This window comes from Winogradskyella aurantia (assembly GCF_002266855.1).
GTDB lineage: Bacteria > Bacteroidota > Bacteroidia > Flavobacteriales > Flavobacteriaceae > Winogradskyella > Winogradskyella aurantia.
In genome coordinates this window covers 13514-30408 of record NZ_NGJN01000005.1, presented here as the reverse complement: position 1 = coordinate 30408, position 16895 = coordinate 13514, and the positions used below count along the sequence as shown (strand labels likewise).

The window sequence follows — 16895 nt, the reverse complement described above, 5'->3', positions numbered from 1 at the left end:
TAAAACTAAAAAAGTAGTTATATTTGATTTTAATTATCTTTTAAAACGGTGCGATTATGCAAAAACTAACCAATAAAGAAGAAGAAATAATGCACATCTTATGGCATTTAGAAAAGGCTTTTGTCAAGGATGTACTTGCTGAAATAAAACATGATAAGCCACATTACAACACCTTATCAACCATAATTAGGCATCTTGAGGAAAAAGGTTACGTAGATCACACAGCATATGGAAAAACCCACCAATACTATCCTATTGTTTCAAAAGAAGACTACAAAAAGCGTTTTATGAATTCGGCAATTGACAACTATTTCAACAGTTCCTACAAGAATGTGGTTTCTTTTTTTGCTAAAGAAGAAAAAATAAGTGTCGATGAACTAAAGGAGATTATAGCCTTAATTGAAAAAAAGGACTGAACATGGAATATTTATTAAAAGCTAGCATCGTCATCGCCATTTTTTATCTGTGTTTCTCACTTTTTTTAAAGCGAGAAACCTTCTTCAACCATAACCGCTGGTTTCTATTGATTGGTGTTTTTACTGCCCTAGTACTACCATTGGTTGTTATTACTGTAGAAATACCTATTGAATCCTCACCGGTCCCTTATTCCTCTCTTGCGCTAGAGCAGAGCACAAACTTAGTGGATACACCCAGTACGGATAAAGCGGAATTTGAATGGCAATCTGTTGTACCAATTATTTATTATTTGGGGTTAGTGATTTTCCTCCTGAAATTCTTGTTTCAATTTGGGTCCCTAGCCCTACTTTTAATATCACACCCTAAACGAAAAGATGGCATTTACACCTATGTTATTATCAAAAATAAAATATCGCCTTTTTCATTTTTTAAGTGGATCGTCTTTAATCCCAATTCCTTTGACCACGACGAGCTGCATATGATGCTCACCCATGAGAAAGTGCATGTAAACCAATTACATTCCATCGATATTATCTTAATAGAGCTAGCTTACACCATTTTTTGGTTTAATCCCATAGTATGGTTATATCGAAAGGCGACCAAGCAAAACCTAGAATACATCGCCGATTTTAAGACCCAGGAAATAGCCCAAAACTGTAAAGCCTACCAGAAATTGCTGTTGAAAACAAGTATTGTTAATCACAATATCGCATTGACCAATAATTTTTATAATTCATTAATCAAAGAACGAATAGTTATGTTACAAAAATCAAGATCACAGTCTAAAAAGCAATGGCGATATGCCTTAATTATCCCATTATTAGCGCTCGTCTTAATGAGCATGAATACCAAGGAGGTTTATGTTGAAACACCCTCTAAAACTGCAATACATGCAGATCATGCAGACTCAAATCCACAAATTGAAATTATTTTTACCAAGGCTACAACTGACACACAACTGGAGGACATTAAGAGAGAATTGAAGTCTAATGGAATTACCATGGTAATAAAAGAACTGAAACGTAATTCTAATGGCTACATTTCTTCAATTGACGTAGATTTCAATACCGAAAACGGATCGGCCAATTATGCCATAAAAAAAGAAGATGGTATCTCTGATTTTTACTTTAGATCCTCAAAGGATGGCAGTTTTGGTGTTGGTGCTGTCGATAAAAAAAATAATATTGTGATTGTGGAGGAAATTCTGATTGATGACATTAAACATGACGGTAAACACACAATCATCCATAAAAGTGATGGCCATCATGAAGTAATTATTAAAGATAGTGAAGATGCCAGGGTTAAAGTTATTAAAAAAGACGATATTATAGTAGAAGAGATTATTGAAAACCCTAAAAACACAAGGATTACTGACACAATTTATATTGTCAAAGGCTATAGATCGGATTCGACAAACCCAAAAAATAGCGAAAATAATCGTACCTCTTATAGCATATCTGATACTATCACTACCAAAATAAATGGATCAGAGATATACATACCAAATCCCACTTCTGATAATATTGACAGAATAAAATTGGTTTTGGATAGACCAGATAAGCCAATAGTAGTAGTAGATGGCAAGGTGCTTGAATATAAAGATTTAAATAATATAAAACCAGATAAAATAAAATCGATTAATGTTATACAAGGCGATATGGCCATCACAGATACTTCTTATGGTGAAAAAGGCAAAAACGGTGTAATTATAGTAGAAACCAAAGGGTCTAGCTCCAAGGAAAAAGCAAAATGGGTTATTGACAGAGTGGAAGTAAGTAGCGTGGCTTACATAGGTGACGACGAAAGTAAAAATGCCACCCTGGCCTACATTACTAAGTATACGCCAGATAGAATCCTAGACAAAAACAAAACTCTATTAGAGCAAGCTGGAATTACGGTAAAGTATTCAAAAATCAGACGTAACAAAGCTGGGGAAATTACTCGTATCAAAATCAGTGTAAAGCACAATTCTGGTGACGAAAGTTCTGCCTCTTGGAAAAATGATGACGGTATTCCGGGAATAGAATATGGAATTTCCGAAGGCTCACTTATTGCACGTACTAGTGAAATGAATTTCAAAAACGATTAAACTCTAAAGGTGACCTGCAAAGGGTCACCTTCTTTATTTAACTACCAATTTCCGTGTTACAGATTGATGACCTTCTTCAACTTTCATTATATAGAGGCCTGGAGCCAAATTCAGTTGCAAAGGCTGAGCAATGGAGGTATACCGTTGTACTAATGTACCATCTACAGTCCAAATCTCGAATTTAGTAGTATTTGACAATCCTGAAATAAATACATGGTCTTTCGCCGGATTAGGGTAAACTATCAATTCCGATAGGGTGTTAACGTTTATACTAAGCGGTTGATTCCAAACTTCCCCAACGTTATCACCCCAAATATATTCGACCAAAAGCGGTTGATCTATAAACGGATTCCTATTGCGCTGCCATTGATAGACAATATTATTTCTGTTCATTTCAAAATCGTCTGGTGGGTCATTCCTATGCCAGTCTAAAAGTGTTGCCAGATCTCCCAATTGACCAACCGTATCTGGGAAGCCATTAACCACTTCTAACCCATTATATCTTATCTCCATGTAAAGAACGCTTCTTGCAACGTCTCCTCTAAAACTTCCCAAGGTTCCTGTGGGTCCAACATATTCCCCATAATGTTGATTGCCACGAGAACTATTTTCCGCAGCATCGGCAGCTCTCAACGCATGAGCATCAGAATTGCCATGGCGCAGAGAATCGGCCTCTGTTGTCCAAAAGATATCAATCCCATCAGCTATATCATCCTCTTCTATACTATCAAACCCTCCTCGAGAACGTGGAAATGTATGTTCCCTGTTCCATTTGCCTGTGCTGTTACTACCCGTCTGTAAATCTAATTTAGGGCGGCCCTCTTCTGAATAGACCAACCATACCTGATTACTGTTCATAGGGTTCTCATCCGCTTCTAACAAAATATCAATAACATCTGCATAGGTTTGTGCCCTTACCATAGATGGATCTGCGATAATATTCTGTAAGGCCTGCCTCAATTCTATATCTGCCAAACCGTCTAAACTATTGTAATAACCATTGGGTTGTGTACTTGCAACGAGTCCAGTAGTAGGATTTACAGGTGTTCCCCACTGAGCCATTGTAAAATCATCATCTACCACCCTAATTTCGATATTGTTATTTGCAGGTACAATAGGTTCTACCAAGTCCAAAAATTGAATTCGCAATACCTCATCGCCTTCATCCGCTGTGTCATTAATGAGATTTATTGCTGTTGAAGTTGAATTAGCACCACTTAGGATTGTAAGATTAAGGTTTCCTGTAAAATCAGCGGTGTCAAACCCACCATTGCTAAGTCCAATAGTGAAATTTAAGTCGGAACTTAGATTTACTTCAGCCGTAAAGACAATATCAAATACATCACCTTCATTATATTGGCTTTGGGACACTGAAATCGCTATGGGATTGATAGGGATTCCCGACCCATCGTTTTCACCTCTTGGTGTGGGTGTATCAGCAACGTAGCTTTCGTTACCCATGGCATCTACAAAACGTTGTATAGACCTAGGGGTAGTTGTTGTACCATTATCATTATACTGCACGGTTTCACCTAATAGCGCTAACAGCTCTGTATCGACAGCGTCATTGGTACCGTAGACCAAAGCGTCAATTAAATTATTTTGGTTGGCTAGCGTTCCTTCGGGAAAATCGTCAATAGAAGCCTGATATATCCCAACAGCATCAGCACCATTTTGTATTATATTGTCTGCCAGTAAGACTTGAGGGTAAGGCACAACCTCAGAACCCCCTAGAACCAACAATCCATTATTGTCAGTGACATAACCATTAAGGTCAATAACTAAGTAACTGGAATCACCGCCATTACTCGATCCATTGAAAAATACCAGAATAAATCCGTCAGTGGTGAAATTAGGTACAGTGGACTTCAGCTCAATAAACTCTGCCGTGTCCGTACTAGGCGTATCCGCATCAAGTTCATTAATAATTAAATCCTGTGCCATGCTACAAAGTGATACTAAAAAAAGTAATAATGATAAAAACAGTTTCATGAAAATGAATTTTGAACAAATATAATCGTAATATCAGGCCTAAAGATTACCCAAAAAATAAATTAAACTCTTTTGTCCTTATTTCGAGGGGCAAAGGCATCAACATAGGCAACCAAAAAGATCAAATCGTAAATAAAGGACTATTTTGAAATAGTTAGCCTCTACGTTTTTCAAAAACACCTAAAAAAAGCCCTTCATTTATTTATATTTGAAATCATAAACCCCTATTATTATTACATTTTATTACTTACTATAAGGCGTATGGTATATTTATATAACATATATGGTTTTTTTAGTTATAAAAATAAATTCAATTTGGCAGAAAATAATAAAATCATTTGGAGGACTATTCATCCATACTATATATTGGATACTCAATCAGAACAAATATTATTAATTAAACTCTAAACCAAAGACATTATGATAGTTTTAGCCAAATTAATCATCGATATTATTTTATCGATATAACCAACATTAAGCACACCAACCTAAATATAGTAAAACTTAGTTCTAGGATAAGTTTTACTACTTTTACCGAAGATTTAGAATCATGCAGAATGAAACAACTGATCTTTAGGCTATTGGCAAAATTAAACAAAACTGTTCTACCGTCTTACACTAAGCGGCAATTAGATTTGAGCAAAGCGTCAAAACTACAGCTAGCTATAATAGGCTGGCGCACTTACGTTACGAAGAATGCTTTAGATTCAAAATAATTCCAACGCCTTTCAAAGCACCCTATAAATTGCCTTTTTTTAAGCACTAAATCTTGCTGTCTTTAAACATTTTCAAAAACTGACTTAAGTCATTTGAAATAAACTGTATTAACTTTAACTTCATGGTTAAATCCTATTCAAATGATGAAGAGTCTAGACCAAAAGCACTGTGAGGACGTATTAATGCGTAATTATGTCGGTTACCTATCTTACATTGAGAATAAAAGGCCTTACACTGTACCTATAACCTATTTTTTTAACAAAAAAGAGAATTATATCATCTGCTATTCTGGGTTAGGTCACAAGATTAGAGCTATGCGCAAACAGATTTCCATTTCGTTAACCGTGGCTGAAATTTTCAGATCCAACAAGTGGAAATCAGTTCTAGTACATGGTAATTATGATGAAATTAACGGCGGTACAGCTAAACTATATCTGCACGAGTTTTCCCTAGGCATAAAGAAAATCATTCTGGACACAGAGAACAAGGACCTAGATTACATCAGCGAATTTTCGAGTAAAATTTATGCAGAGGACATCCCCATAGTATTCTTGATAAGGATTGAAGAACTTACAGGGAAAATGCGGTCATAACAAAAAGACGCACTTTCGTCATTAACAATTCCATATTCCAAAATATGGTATCTAATTGGTGTCCGGAAGCCTTTGGATTTTTACCCATCCTAGACTCGCCTAACAACACTTAGAGCTTACACCGTATCAAACCGTCGCAGGATTGCTATCGCATCCTTTTTGCTCCTCTGACCTCGCGCACAGTTAACACAATATCAAAGCGCCGCAGGATTGCTATCGCATCCTTTTCGCTAGGCTGACCTCGCTCGCAGTTAAAACCATATCAAAGCGCCGCAGGATTGCTATCGCATCCTTTCCGCTAGGCTGACCTCGCGCGCAGTTAAAACCATATCAAAGCGCCGCAGGATTGCTATCGCATCCTTTTTGCTACGCTTTGAAAATCCTTCAAACAAAAAAACGCTCAAGCAAGCTTGGCGTTTTTTCTAATTTGAAGGATTTATTCGTGACCTCGACAGGATTCAAACCTGTAACCTTCTGAGCCGTAATCAGATGCGCTATTCAGTTGCGCCACGAGGCCGTTTTTAAGTGGGTGCAAATATAACATAAAACTTAAAAAACAACCAAACTATTTATTTCAAAAATGGAATTGCCTATTTTTGAAACATGATTTCACAAGAGCAACTTCAAACCTTTAGTTATCTCTTCGATGAAGAGATTCTGAATAATATAGAAAAGGTCGCTAAAATAAAGACCTTTAAAAAAGACGATATCATTATTGACATAGGCCAAGAACTAAAGTTCATCCCACTTCTTATTCGGGGAAATATTAAAGTTCTTCGTGAAGATGAAGATGGGAATGAATTATTGCTATATGTCCTAGAATCTGGTGACACATGTGCCATGTCCCTAACCTGCTGCATGGCCAATGCAGTGAGTAAAATCCGTGCCATTGCCGATGAAGATGTGGACGTTATCATGATACCGATTAATGAGATGCACGCCTGGTTTCAAACCAATGAAAGTTGGCGCATTTTTATACTTCAAAGTTATCAAATTCGTTTTGACGAAATGCTTGAAACCATTGACACCTTGGCTTTTATGAAAATGGATAAACGCCTCTACAAGTACCTTATCGACCACGTAAAACTCTCCGCTTCAACAACCTTGGAAATGACCCACCAAGAGATTGCGGAAGACTTAAACACCTCTAGGGTTGTGGTTTCTAGACTTTTGAAACAATTGGAAAAAGAAGGGCGAATTGAACTCGGTCGAAATAAGATTACTGTTCTGGACTTTTAGTAACTTTTGTCACACTATCTATATTTTATACTTCTAATTTTGTAAAACAGATTGACTATGGAATACATTTTACAACCATGGCCCTGGTATGTGAGCGGCCCTTTTATCGCAATTGTCATGTTTCTACTTTTGTACTTCGGGAGAACCTTTGGGATGTCGTCTAACTTAAGTACATTCTGTTCTATAGGTGGTGCAGGTAAGCGTGTGAAGTTTTTTGATTTTGACTGGCGGCAACACCAATGGAATCTGATTGTAGTTTGTGGTGCTATAGTTGGTGGTTACATTGCTCATAATTTTTTATCTAATCCAATAGATATAGAGTTAAGTCAAGCTGCCATAACAGATTTAGAAAAATTAGGGTTTCACGATGTCGGCAAGAGCTTATTACCAACGGAGTTGTTTAGTTGGAATGCAGTGGTTAGTTTAAAGGGGTTTCTTATTCTAACCATTGGAGGTTTTTTAGTTGGTTTTGGCACCCGTTATGCAGGAGGATGCACGTCAGGCCATGCTATTACTGGTCTAAGTAGCCTACAATTACCATCGCTAATAGCGGTTATAGGATTCTTTATAGGCGGTTTAATTATGATTCATCTCATTTATCCAATCTTATTTTAATTATGGGAAAGTATTTAAAGTTTTTTTTGGTAGGTATATTTTTTGGAATCGTATTAGTTAAATCTGAAGCGGTCTCTTGGTATCGCATTTTTGAAATGTTTAAGTTCCAGTCCTTCCACATGTATGGCATTATTGGAAGTGCTGTAATTACAGGTATAATTTTACTCTTGGTGTCTAAACAAATGAAATTGAAGACAACAGAAGGTACTTATTTGAGGGTACCCCTTAAAGACAAGGGCCTTGTGCGCTATATTATAGGAGGAAGTATCTTTGGCCTTGGTTGGGCCCTATGCGGCGCATGTCCTGGACCAATGTATATTTTGGTCGGCACTGGTGTTTTTACAATGTTAATCGTAATTATAGCTGCTGTTTTTGGAACTTACGTTTATGGGGCTATACAATCTAAACTGCCACATTAATGGAATTGACGGAACTTCTAGGTTATTTGGGCGCCCTCATCGTTGGACTTGTGCTGGGTCTTATTGGAGGTGGTGGCTCTATCCTAACAGTTCCTATTCTAGTATATTTAATTGGTCTCAACCCCATTATAGCTACGGCATATTCGCTCTTTGTGGTAGGTGTGACTTCAGTAATCGGTGCCATTAAGAACTTCCAAAAGGGATTGGTAGATTTAAAAACTTCAGTGGTTTTTGCTATTCCGGCTTTAATTGCTGTTTATCTCACAAGACGCTTTCTAGTCTCCTTGATTCCCGACGTAGTTTTTACGGTTGGCGATTTTGAGGTGACTAACGCTGTTTTTATCATGGTCTTTTTTGCCATTGTTATGCTTTTGGCAAGCTTATCGATGATACGTACACCTAAAAACAATAGCAATGATGACGAAACTAGCGACATCATTTACAATTATCCCCTCATCGGATTAGAGGGTATTGTGGTTGGTGTTCTCACGGGAATCGTTGGGGCCGGCGGGGGGTTTTTAATCATACCAGCCTTAGTCGTTTTAGCCAAGCTACCCATGAAAAAAGCCGTAGGCACCTCTTTATTGATTATCGCCGTAAAATCCTTAATTGGGTTTTTAGGTGACTTGTCTAACTTAAGCATTGATTGGAGTTTCTTGCTTATTTTTACAGCTCTATCAATTGTTGGAATAATTATTGGTGTTTATATTTCTAAATTTATAAGTGGTACAAAATTGAAGAAAGGGTTTGGCTATTTTACTCTTATTATGGCATTTTATATTATTTATAAAGAACTCTTCTGAGAGTTAAAGTGATTATTATCACACTTGAAAAATTGTAGTTTTGTAATTTTGTAAAAAATAAAGACTAGTTGAAAATGAAAATAGAACAATTATATACAGGATGTTTAGCACAAGGGGCTTATTACATAGAGTCTGAAGGTGAAGTTGCTATTATAGATCCATTACGAGAAACGCAACAATATATTGACAAGGCAAAATCTAATAATGCCAAAATAAAATATATCCTAGAAACGCATTTCCACGCAGATTTTGTTTCAGGACATGTAGATTTGGCAAAAAAAACAGGTGCTACCATTGTCTTTGGACCAGGCGCCACAACAGATTACGATATTCATTCAGCTCGTGATGGTGAAGAATTGAAACTTGGAAAATTAACCATAAAGGTATTGCATACCCCTGGTCATACCCTTGAGTCCGTAACCTATTTATTAAAAGATGAAAATGGTAAAGACTATGCTATTTTTTCGGGAGATACCCTTTTTCTTGGAGATGTAGGACGGCCAGACTTAGCTATTAAATCTGACTTAACTAAAGAGGATTTAGCCAAAATGTTATACGATTCCCTAAGAACCAAAATAATGCCGCTGGCTGATGACGTCATCGTTTATCCGGCACACGGTGCCGGTTCTGCTTGTGGTAAAAACCTAAGTAAAGAAACAGTAGGGGTTTTAGGTGAACAAAAGAAAACCAATTATGCCCTAAGGGCTGATATGAGCAAGGAGGAATTTGTAAAAGAGGTTCTAGATGGCATTGCCCCACCACCACAATACTTTGCAAAAAATGCCATGATGAATAAAATGGGATACGACGCTTTCGACACCATTCTTAAAACTGGTGATACCCCTTTAAGCCCTGAAGACTTTGAAGCCATGGCTAATCATGAGTCCGCATTGGTTTTAGATGTAAGACCAGAATCTGAATTTGTTAAAGCTCACATACCAAATTCTATTTTTATTGGCTTAAACGGCCAATTTGCACCCTGGGTAGGCGCCTTAATCACAGATATAAAACAACCTATTATTTTGGTGGTTCCAGAGGGTAAATCTGCAGAGGCAGTGACTAGATTATCCCGTGTAGGTTATGATAATACTTTAGGCTATCTTGAAGGTGGTATTGAAGCTTGGAAAGCTGCTGGCAAAGACGTTGAGACCATAGAATCAATTTCAGCTGAAGAATTTTCTAAAAGGGCAAAAGCTTCAGATATTAATGTATTGGATGTTCGTAAAGATGGCGAATACCAATCATCTCATGTAGAGAATGCCCAACATTTTGCCTTGGATTATATCAACGACCAAATGGATAAAGTAGATAAAAACAAAACTTACTATATTTACTGTGCTGGTGGTTATCGTTCCGTAATTGCTGCGTCCATATTAGAGGCGCGCGGTTTTGATAAGCTTGTTGACATAGCTGGTGGTTTTACTTCAATTAACAAAACAGATGTACCAACAACGGCATTTGTTTGCCCATCAAAATTATAGGTCATTAAATAAATACAAAATTAAAATATCATGAAAAAAAATGTTGGAAGTTTAGATAAGACCATACGTGTATTAATAGCAGCAGTAGTTGTTTTATTAAGTTACTTTGAAGTTATTACAGGTACAGCCTCTATTATCCTTTTGGCTGTGGCAATGGTACTAGTTATAACAAGTTTTGCTAACTTCTGCCCTTTATACGCTGCTTTAGGAAAGAGTACCTGTAGCACTAAAAAATAGGAGATATGACTTCCACAGTTAAAATTCAAAATTTGAAATGCCACGGCTGTGCCAATACCATTATTACGCAGCTTTCAAAATTAAATCATGTTTCTGATGTCACCGTAAATAACGATACTGACGAAGTCAGTTTCAGTCATGGTTCTGAACAAGAATTTGAGCTGGTGAGAAAAAAATTATCCGATTTGGGCTATCCAATGGTGGGCGAATCCAATTCATTCCCAAAAAAAGCTAAATCATTTGTGAGTTGTGCCGTTGGCAGAATAACAAAATAATCTCTACCATTTTTTAATGATTAGAGGTACAAAATCAGAAAAGCCTGCTATATGCAGGCTTTTTTTATACTATTTCGGCACTCAAACCGGCTTGTAACAGCTTAGAACACCTAGGCTTTAAGTCGTCATAAGGACCTGTCTTAACAGTACATTTTCCTTTATAATGCACTATGATTGAGCATTGTTCTGCTTGCTCTGGGGTGTGGTCACAGGCCGTAATCAACGTATCAATAACATAGTCAAACGTATTGACATCATCATTGAATAACACTATTTCATTTTGTTTAATAACTTCTTCTTCTAGAAGTAATTCTTCCGATTGTTTTTCTTTGGTACTCATAGCATATGCTTAAAAATGACACATTAAAAGGTCATGATTTTAACACGAACGTCAACTAATTTATAAATTTTAATGATATCCACTGCCCTCTTTCAATAATTTCATTCAATTTTAACATAAACAAATTACATTGTTTCTCTATTATTGGAATATCGGCTTTGTAGAAACCGCTTAAAAACAATAAGCCATTCTTGTTAAGGGATTTAGCATAACGTTCAATATCCTGTAAGAGGATATTCCTATTGATGTTCGCCATAATAATATCATAGGACATTTCATTTAAAAGCTGGCTATCTCCTTCATAGACGGAGATATTTTTGCAATTGTTGCGTTCTGCATTTTCCAGACTGTTCAAATAACACCAATTATCAATATCAATAGCATCAATTTTAGAGGCTCCTACTTTCTCAGCTAATATGGCCAAAACACCAGTTCCGCAGCCCATATCTAAAACGGATTTACCTTTAAAATCATTTTTTATAATATGCTCAACCATCATATGTGTGGTTTCATGATGACCTGTCCCAAAACTCATCTTAGGCTCAATTATAATATCAAATTCAGTAGTGGGCGCACTGTGAAACGGTGCACGGACAGTCACTTTATCGGCAACAGTTATGGGATGGAAACTTTTTTCCCACTCCGCGTTCCAATTCGTTTGCTGTATTTCCTTGAATGAGAAGGAAATATCAAATTCTTTGGATTTTAAAATAAAAATATCCTCAAGAATATTCGGATACCAATCGTTTTTTTGAATATATGCAATAACACCTGTCGTCGTCTCTATAAAACTCTCAAAACCGGCATAGCCCAATTCCGCAATTAGGATTTCTGTTCCTGGCTGCAATGGTTTAATTTTAAACTCGTATCCTAAATAAATCATATTTGACATGATGCCCTTACCCTAATTCACTACTTAAATCCTTAAATTGAATGCTATATCAACGGCTGAAACCCCATTCTAATTCTTCCATTTAATGTGAAGACACGTCCTTTGGAAGTTATAGAAATTCATCTTCAGCGAATTCTACAAACCTTCTAAAATGCGTTCACAATAGCATAAAAATCCTCTGCTTTAAGAGAAGCGCCACCTATTAAACCACCATCAACATCAGGTTTGGAAAAAATCTCCTTAGCGTTATCGGGCTTTACACTTCCTCCGTAAAGAATGGACACGTTATTTGCTACATTATTGCCGTATTTTTCTGCCAAGGTCTTACGGATAAAAGCGTGCATTTCTTGAGCCTGCTCTGGAGTAGCGGTCTCCCCTGTACCAATGGCCCAGACGGGTTCGTAAGCTAAAACAATATTGTTAAAGGCATCTCCTTTAAGATGGAATAAGGCATTTTTAATTTGATTTTCAACCACCGTGTCTTCATTTCCCGCTTTACGATCTGCCAATTCCTCACCAAAACAGAAAATAACACGCATGTCATGGGCTATAGCCGTATCTACTTTTTTGGCTAGAGCCTCGTCGGTTTCATTAAAGTAGGCCCGGCGCTCACTATGCCCTAAAATAACAGTATTAATGCCAAGGCTTGTTAGCATACCCGCGCTTATTTCCCCGGTATAGGCCCCTTTTTCAGCAAAATGCATGTTTTGCGCAATAACTTCTATGTGGGTGTTCTTGGTGGATTGAAAAGCATGCCATAAGTTCGTGAACGTAGGTGCTATCATAACCTCAGCCTCTGATGTCTTAACCTGCTGTTTTAATTCCGTGATCAAAGATTCCGTTTGTATTAGACCATTATTCATTTTCCAGTTCCCTGCAACAATTTGTTTTCTCATAATTATGGTGTTTTGAATGTATTACATTAAAAGTTATAAAAATAAGATAATATAGAACAATAGTTAGTGACTACTATCATCTAATTATCAGGATAGCTTCACTCTTGGGTCTAACCATGCATAAATGAAATCGACAAAAATATTTATAGTTATAAAAACGATAGCTATGACCAGAACCGCACCCATAATGACTGGTAAATCCAATGTATTTAGGGCATTAACAATTTCTTTTCCTAGTCCATTCCAGCCAAAAATATATTCTACAAAAACAGCACCAGCCAACATGGAGGCGAACCAACCCGATATTGCCGTTACCACAGGATTTAAAGCATTCTTTACCGCATGATTCTTTATAACCTTAAATTGACTTAAGCCTTTGGCCCTTGCTGTCCTAATATAATCTTGACCCAGCACTTCAAGCAATGAATTTCGCATAAGTTGAATAACAACAGCCAAGGGCCTGATTCCTAAAACTATGGCGGGTAATAGCAAATTTTTCCATTTTATGGTCATTTGCTCTCCAAAATCATCCAATTCGTATAAACTTCCTGTCATTTCTAAATTGGTATATTCATGCAGTAAAAACCCAAATACCCAAGCAAACAAAATAGCACTAAAAAATGATGGCACACTCATACCCAGTGTACTCAAGACCTGAATCGTCCTATCTATCCAGGTATCTTGTTTAAGTGCAGAAACTATCCCTAGGATAATTCCCAAAAAAATGGCGATAATAATGGCTGATACAGCAAGTACAAATGTATTTGGAAGCGTTTCACCAATAACCGCCGTCACACTTTTGCCTTGTTTTGTAAAGGATTCACGCAAATAAGGTGTTTTGACTGCCACATTTGTAGTTCCAAAAGAAAATAGCGATTTAGCGTTATATTTATTCGGGTTTAAGAAGGTATAATCAGCACTATCCTTGGAATGAAATGACAGTGGCGATAAATCATTGAGGTAATACAAATACTGCGTCCCAAGAGGCTTATCAAATCCATATTTCCGTTTTACTGCCTCAACCTGATCTGCTGTTTGGTTTTGGCCGAGCATCATTTTTGCAGGGTCACCAGGTAAAATAGTGAACAAAAAGAAAATTACGGTAATCACACCCATAAGGGTTATAAAGGCGTAAAAAATCTTATTAATTAAATATCTTCCCAAGAAACGGTGCTTTTTTTTTAATGCTTATGCTGCCAAACCAAACTTTTAAAGCTATCTAGTATTAGTAGTTATTATCATTCCATTAAAGTTGAATATCGTCTATATCATTCCAATGTGCTTTTTGGGTTACCGTACCTTTGTTTAGCACAACAATACCTGGGTTGGCTCTTACAATGGTTTTAATAACTTTCTCATCGCACAAATAAAAATTGAAATTCAATTCGTATTGTGATGTAATATTCTCCTTGTCTTCTTCACCGGAAGAGGTTAATCCAATAACTGTATAACCTTTTTTCATAGCCTCATCGGTGAACGCTTTAAGCTTTACTACACCATCTAACTCAGCATTAGTAATACTGTACATGGCAACAATAATCAAATGCTTTTCGTTTAAAAATTCAGCGGTTAAATCTTCGTCATTAGATTCAATTGAAAAATCCTGTATGGGTGGTATATAACCCTCGTCAATCAATTTGGTTTCCACGCCGATATACTCTCCATCTACATTTGGATAACTGCCATCGGTGACAAAAGTCTGTTGTTCACCATCAACACTAAACGTCCATGTGTATTCAGTGATGGGTTTAGCAGCATCTACTGGTATTATCATTTGCTCTTGAAGGTTATTGCCGATTTTATAAGCTCTAAAGTCTATGGCAGGCAAGTGCATCAATACGTGGTAACCAAACCATAGGGATACAATAAATGCAATAAGTGCAATTATGGTGTTAGGCAACTGTGAAAATAAAGGTTTAATGTATTTGATGCCTAAAACCAAAACCAAAATAAGCACCAATAAAACAACGTCCTTCGTAAAACTCTCCCATGGTGTAAGTTTTAATGCATCACCAAAACAACCACAGTCTTTGACCTTATCGAAATAAGCTGAATAAAAGGTGAGAAAGGTAAAGAAAACAATCATGGCTAAAAGGCTCCAAATCGTGAACTTAATTTTGTAACCAATCAATAGAAACACCCCCAATACCACCTCGAGTACCACAACAAAGACCGAAATACCTAATGCATAAGGAATTAAAAATTCTAAATTTAAAACGTCTGCACCAAAATATTCTACGAGCTTATATGAAAAGCCAAGTGGATCATTGAGTTTTATAAACCCAGAGATTATAAATAATATTCCAACAAAAACTCTACTTAATTGTACTAAATACTTCATGTTTTTTTATCATTCCTGCGGGAACAGGAATCTTTTAAATTAATTAAATGCAGCAGGCTTTGACTATGCTCAGCTAGACAGCATTATTCAACTTTCTTTCAAATGAATCAATGCAAAGATGGCGTAATTTATCATGTCTTGATAATTAGCATCAATACCTTCACTTACCAAGGTTTTACCCGCATTATCTTCAATTTGCTTAACACGCAATAGCTTCTGCAAAATCAAATCGGTCAAGGAACTTACCCTCATATCGCGCCATGCTTCGCCATAATCATGGTTCTTATCTAGCATTAGCTGTTTGGTTAAGGCAATTTTTTCATCGTATAATCTCGTTGCCTCATCAACATTTAAATCGGGGTGCTCAACAACTCCTTTCTCTAGTTGAATTAGAGCCATAAGGCAATAATTGATAATACCAATAAACTCACTTTTTTCACCTTCATCTACCTTTCTTACGGCATTTTCCTGTAAACTTCTAATACGCTGTGCTTTTATAAAGATTTGGTCTGTAAGTGAGGGGAGTCTAAGGATGCGCCACGCACTACCATAATCACTCATTTTTTTTATAAATAGCGTACGGCATTCTTCAACAATGGCATCGTATTCTTTAGAAGTGTCTTGCATGTAATCCATTAAAATTTCCGTAAATTTCGCATAAATAAATTAGAAGTTCAAAGTTTGAGGTTTAAAGTTTTAACCTTAGTATCCTACACCTGTAATGACCATAAATTGTAAAGGCCAACTCATTGATTTATCTAGCCCTAAAGTAATGGGCATACTCAACGTAACCCCGGATTCGTTTTATGATGGCGGGCAATACAAAGATGAAACCGCGATTCTAAATCAGGTAGGGAAAATGTTCCATGAAGGTGCTACTTTTATAGACATTGGGGGTTACAGCTCCAGACCCGGAGCAGATCATGTCAGCGTATCAGAAGAATTACAGCGGGTTATCCCAATGGTAGAATTGATTCTGAAAACGTTTCCCCATGCAATCTTATCCATAGACACCTTCAGGAGTACTGTTGCAAAAGCAAGCATTGATGCAGGAGCTGCGCTAATAAATGATATTTCAGCGGGTCATCTCGATGGCGAAATGATACCAACAATTGGCAAAATGGGTGTGCCTTACATTATGATGCATATGAAAGGTAACCCTAAAACCATGCAAGAGCAAACTGACTATGAGGATTTGATCAAAGAAATGCTTTCCTACTTTTCAGAACGTATTGCCAAAGCTCACAAGGCAAAAATCAATGACATTATTATTGACCCTGGTTTTGGTTTTGCAAAAACCCTTAGACAGAATTACGAATTATTGCAAAAAATGGAATTATTGAAAATAGCCGATAAACCGATTTTAGTTGGTATTTCAAGAAAATCCATGGTCTACAAACCGCTGCAAACAGATTCAGCAAGTGCTTTAAACGGTACCACGGCACTTCATATGGTAGCCTTACAAAAAGGAGCTAAAATTCTTCGTGTACATGATGTCAAAGAAGCTGTGGAATGCGTTACATTGTTTAGTAAGCTGAATTTTTAATGA

The 16895-nt window shown here is 36.8% G+C and carries 19 protein-coding genes and 1 tRNA gene; 12 read left to right on the top strand and 8 right to left on the bottom strand.

Annotation, left to right across the window (positions count from 1 at the left end; all coding sequences use genetic code 11):
- The first annotated feature begins 56 nt into the window (after nucleotides 1-56).
- Together CA834_RS09820 and CA834_RS09815 are read left to right on the top strand one after the other, a co-directional pair.
- Nucleotides 57-416 (top strand): BlaI/MecI/CopY family transcriptional regulator, encoded by a 360-nt coding sequence (locus CA834_RS09820; protein ID WP_094968533.1) that lies wholly within the window; start codon nucleotides 57-59, stop codon nucleotides 414-416.
- Nucleotides 417-418: 2 nt separating this feature from the next.
- Complete coding sequence (locus tag CA834_RS09815) at nucleotides 419-2506, top strand: M56 family metallopeptidase (protein WP_094968532.1); 2088 nt, start codon at nucleotides 419-421, stop codon at nucleotides 2504-2506.
- Between the two features lie 33 nt (nucleotides 2507-2539).
- On the opposite strand, the gene CA834_RS09810 is transcribed toward CA834_RS09815, so the two are convergent.
- Nucleotides 2540-4498, bottom strand: a complete 1959-nt coding sequence (locus tag CA834_RS09810) for an endonuclease (RefSeq protein WP_094968531.1) — start codon at nucleotides 4496-4498, stop codon at nucleotides 2540-2542.
- A 557-nt stretch (nucleotides 4499-5055) separates the two neighbouring features.
- Here CA834_RS09810 and CA834_RS09805 point away from each other — a divergent pair.
- The gene (locus CA834_RS09805; protein ID WP_094968530.1) at nucleotides 5056-5214 is read left to right on the top strand and encodes an SsrA-binding protein; all 159 of its coding nucleotides are present in this window, start codon (nucleotides 5056-5058) and stop codon (nucleotides 5212-5214) included.
- Between the two features lie 141 nt (nucleotides 5215-5355).
- On the top strand, nucleotides 5356-5808 hold the full coding sequence (locus CA834_RS09800; protein ID WP_094968529.1) for a pyridoxamine 5'-phosphate oxidase family protein: 453 nt from the start codon (nucleotides 5356-5358) through the stop codon (nucleotides 5806-5808).
- A 443-nt stretch (nucleotides 5809-6251) separates the two neighbouring features.
- On the opposite strand, the gene CA834_RS09795 is transcribed toward CA834_RS09800, so the two are convergent.
- Nucleotides 6252-6325 (bottom strand) — tRNA-Arg (locus CA834_RS09795).
- Nucleotides 6326-6411: 86 nt separating this feature from the next.
- Between CA834_RS09795 and CA834_RS09790 the strand changes: the two genes are divergently transcribed.
- From CA834_RS09790 to CA834_RS09760, 7 genes are all read left to right on the top strand, one after another.
- Nucleotides 6412-7047 (top strand): Crp/Fnr family transcriptional regulator, encoded by a 636-nt coding sequence (locus CA834_RS09790; protein WP_094968528.1) that lies wholly within the window; start codon nucleotides 6412-6414, stop codon nucleotides 7045-7047.
- A gap of 57 nt (nucleotides 7048-7104) precedes the next feature.
- Entirely contained in the window at nucleotides 7105-7662 is a 558-nt protein-coding gene (locus CA834_RS09785) for a YeeE/YedE family protein (protein ID WP_094968527.1), read from the top strand.
- Nucleotides 7663-7664: 2 nt separating this feature from the next.
- On the top strand, nucleotides 7665-8081 hold the full coding sequence (locus tag CA834_RS09780; protein WP_094968526.1) for a DUF6691 family protein: 417 nt from the start codon (nucleotides 7665-7667) through the stop codon (nucleotides 8079-8081).
- Entirely contained in the window at nucleotides 8081-8884 is an 804-nt protein-coding gene (locus tag CA834_RS09775) for a sulfite exporter TauE/SafE family protein (RefSeq protein ID WP_094968525.1), read from the top strand. Before CA834_RS09780 ends, CA834_RS09775 begins: the two co-directional genes overlap by 1 nt.
- A gap of 74 nt (nucleotides 8885-8958) precedes the next feature.
- The gene (locus CA834_RS09770) at nucleotides 8959-10365 is read left to right on the top strand and encodes an MBL fold metallo-hydrolase (RefSeq protein WP_094968524.1); all 1407 of its coding nucleotides are present in this window, start codon (nucleotides 8959-8961) and stop codon (nucleotides 10363-10365) included.
- Nucleotides 10366-10395: 30 nt separating this feature from the next.
- Nucleotides 10396-10602 carry a YgaP family membrane protein gene (locus CA834_RS09765; RefSeq protein WP_094968523.1) on the top strand — a complete coding sequence of 69 codons (207 nt, stop codon included), beginning with the start codon at nucleotides 10396-10398 and terminating at the stop codon, nucleotides 10600-10602.
- A gap of 5 nt (nucleotides 10603-10607) precedes the next feature.
- On the top strand, nucleotides 10608-10877 hold the full coding sequence (locus CA834_RS09760) for a heavy-metal-associated domain-containing protein (RefSeq protein ID WP_094968522.1): 270 nt from the start codon (nucleotides 10608-10610) through the stop codon (nucleotides 10875-10877).
- Between the two features lie 64 nt (nucleotides 10878-10941).
- Here the strand turns inward: CA834_RS09760 and CA834_RS09755 are convergent, their stop codons facing one another.
- The 6 genes from CA834_RS09755 to CA834_RS09730 all read right to left on the bottom strand — a co-directional run bounded on the left by CA834_RS09755 (nucleotide 10942) and on the right by CA834_RS09730 (nucleotide 15973).
- A complete protein-coding gene (locus CA834_RS09755; RefSeq protein WP_094968521.1) occupies nucleotides 10942-11217 on the bottom strand; it encodes an ATP-dependent Clp protease adaptor ClpS in 276 nt (91 codons plus the stop codon).
- A gap of 55 nt (nucleotides 11218-11272) precedes the next feature.
- On the bottom strand, nucleotides 11273-12109 hold the full coding sequence (gene prmA, locus CA834_RS09750) for a 50S ribosomal protein L11 methyltransferase (RefSeq protein ID WP_094968520.1): 837 nt from the start codon (nucleotides 12107-12109) through the stop codon (nucleotides 11273-11275).
- A 146-nt stretch (nucleotides 12110-12255) separates the two neighbouring features.
- Complete coding sequence (tpiA, locus tag CA834_RS09745) at nucleotides 12256-13005, bottom strand: triose-phosphate isomerase (RefSeq protein WP_094968519.1); 750 nt, start codon at nucleotides 13003-13005, stop codon at nucleotides 12256-12258.
- Between the two features lie 87 nt (nucleotides 13006-13092).
- Nucleotides 13093-14169 carry an ABC transporter permease gene (locus CA834_RS09740; protein WP_094968518.1) on the bottom strand — a complete coding sequence of 359 codons (1077 nt, stop codon included), beginning with the start codon at nucleotides 14167-14169 and terminating at the stop codon, nucleotides 13093-13095.
- An 82-nt stretch (nucleotides 14170-14251) separates the two neighbouring features.
- Complete coding sequence (locus tag CA834_RS09735; protein ID WP_094968517.1) at nucleotides 14252-15346, bottom strand: BT_3928 family protein; 1095 nt, start codon at nucleotides 15344-15346, stop codon at nucleotides 14252-14254.
- Between the two features lie 87 nt (nucleotides 15347-15433).
- Nucleotides 15434-15973 carry a DUF1599 domain-containing protein gene (locus CA834_RS09730; RefSeq protein ID WP_094968770.1) on the bottom strand — a complete coding sequence of 180 codons (540 nt, stop codon included), beginning with the start codon at nucleotides 15971-15973 and terminating at the stop codon, nucleotides 15434-15436.
- A 94-nt stretch (nucleotides 15974-16067) separates the two neighbouring features.
- On the opposite strand from CA834_RS09730, the gene folP reads away from it, so the two are divergent.
- Nucleotides 16068-16892 (top strand): dihydropteroate synthase, encoded by an 825-nt coding sequence (folP, locus tag CA834_RS09725; protein ID WP_094968516.1) that lies wholly within the window; start codon nucleotides 16068-16070, stop codon nucleotides 16890-16892.
- The last annotated feature ends 3 nt before the right edge of the window (nucleotides 16893-16895 follow it).

Bases quoted from the DNA above. Each gene is read 5' to 3' on its own strand.
- CA834_RS09820 (WP_094968533.1), top strand. From the start codon at position 57: ATGCAAAAACTAACCAATAAAGAAGAAGAAATAATGCACATCTTATGG.
- CA834_RS09815 (WP_094968532.1), top strand. From the start codon at position 419: ATGGAATATTTATTAAAAGCTAGCATCGTCATCGCCATTTTTTATCTG.
- CA834_RS09810 (WP_094968531.1), bottom strand. From the start codon at position 4,498: ATGAAACTGTTTTTATCATTATTACTTTTTTTAGTATCACTTTGTAGC.
- CA834_RS09805 (WP_094968530.1), top strand. From the start codon at position 5,056: ATGAAACAACTGATCTTTAGGCTATTGGCAAAATTAAACAAAACTGTT.
- CA834_RS09800 (WP_094968529.1), top strand. From the start codon at position 5,356: ATGATGAAGAGTCTAGACCAAAAGCACTGTGAGGACGTATTAATGCGT.
- CA834_RS09790 (WP_094968528.1), top strand. From the start codon at position 6,412: ATGATTTCACAAGAGCAACTTCAAACCTTTAGTTATCTCTTCGATGAA.
- CA834_RS09785 (WP_094968527.1), top strand. From the start codon at position 7,105: ATGGAATACATTTTACAACCATGGCCCTGGTATGTGAGCGGCCCTTTT.
- CA834_RS09780 (WP_094968526.1), top strand. From the start codon at position 7,665: ATGGGAAAGTATTTAAAGTTTTTTTTGGTAGGTATATTTTTTGGAATC.
- CA834_RS09775 (WP_094968525.1), top strand. From the start codon at position 8,081: ATGGAATTGACGGAACTTCTAGGTTATTTGGGCGCCCTCATCGTTGGA.
- CA834_RS09770 (WP_094968524.1), top strand. From the start codon at position 8,959: ATGAAAATAGAACAATTATATACAGGATGTTTAGCACAAGGGGCTTAT.
- CA834_RS09765 (WP_094968523.1), top strand. From the start codon at position 10,396: ATGAAAAAAAATGTTGGAAGTTTAGATAAGACCATACGTGTATTAATA.
- CA834_RS09760 (WP_094968522.1), top strand. From the start codon at position 10,608: ATGACTTCCACAGTTAAAATTCAAAATTTGAAATGCCACGGCTGTGCC.
- CA834_RS09755 (WP_094968521.1), bottom strand. From the start codon at position 11,217: ATGAGTACCAAAGAAAAACAATCGGAAGAATTACTTCTAGAAGAAGAA.
- prmA (WP_094968520.1), bottom strand. From the start codon at position 12,109: ATGTCAAATATGATTTATTTAGGATACGAGTTTAAAATTAAACCATTG.
- tpiA (WP_094968519.1), bottom strand. From the start codon at position 13,005: ATGAGAAAACAAATTGTTGCAGGGAACTGGAAAATGAATAATGGTCTA.
- CA834_RS09735 (WP_094968517.1), bottom strand. From the start codon at position 15,346: ATGAAGTATTTAGTACAATTAAGTAGAGTTTTTGTTGGAATATTATTT.
- CA834_RS09730 (WP_094968770.1), bottom strand. From the start codon at position 15,973: ATGCAAGACACTTCTAAAGAATACGATGCCATTGTTGAAGAATGCCGT.
- folP (WP_094968516.1), top strand. From the start codon at position 16,068: ATGACCATAAATTGTAAAGGCCAACTCATTGATTTATCTAGCCCTAAA.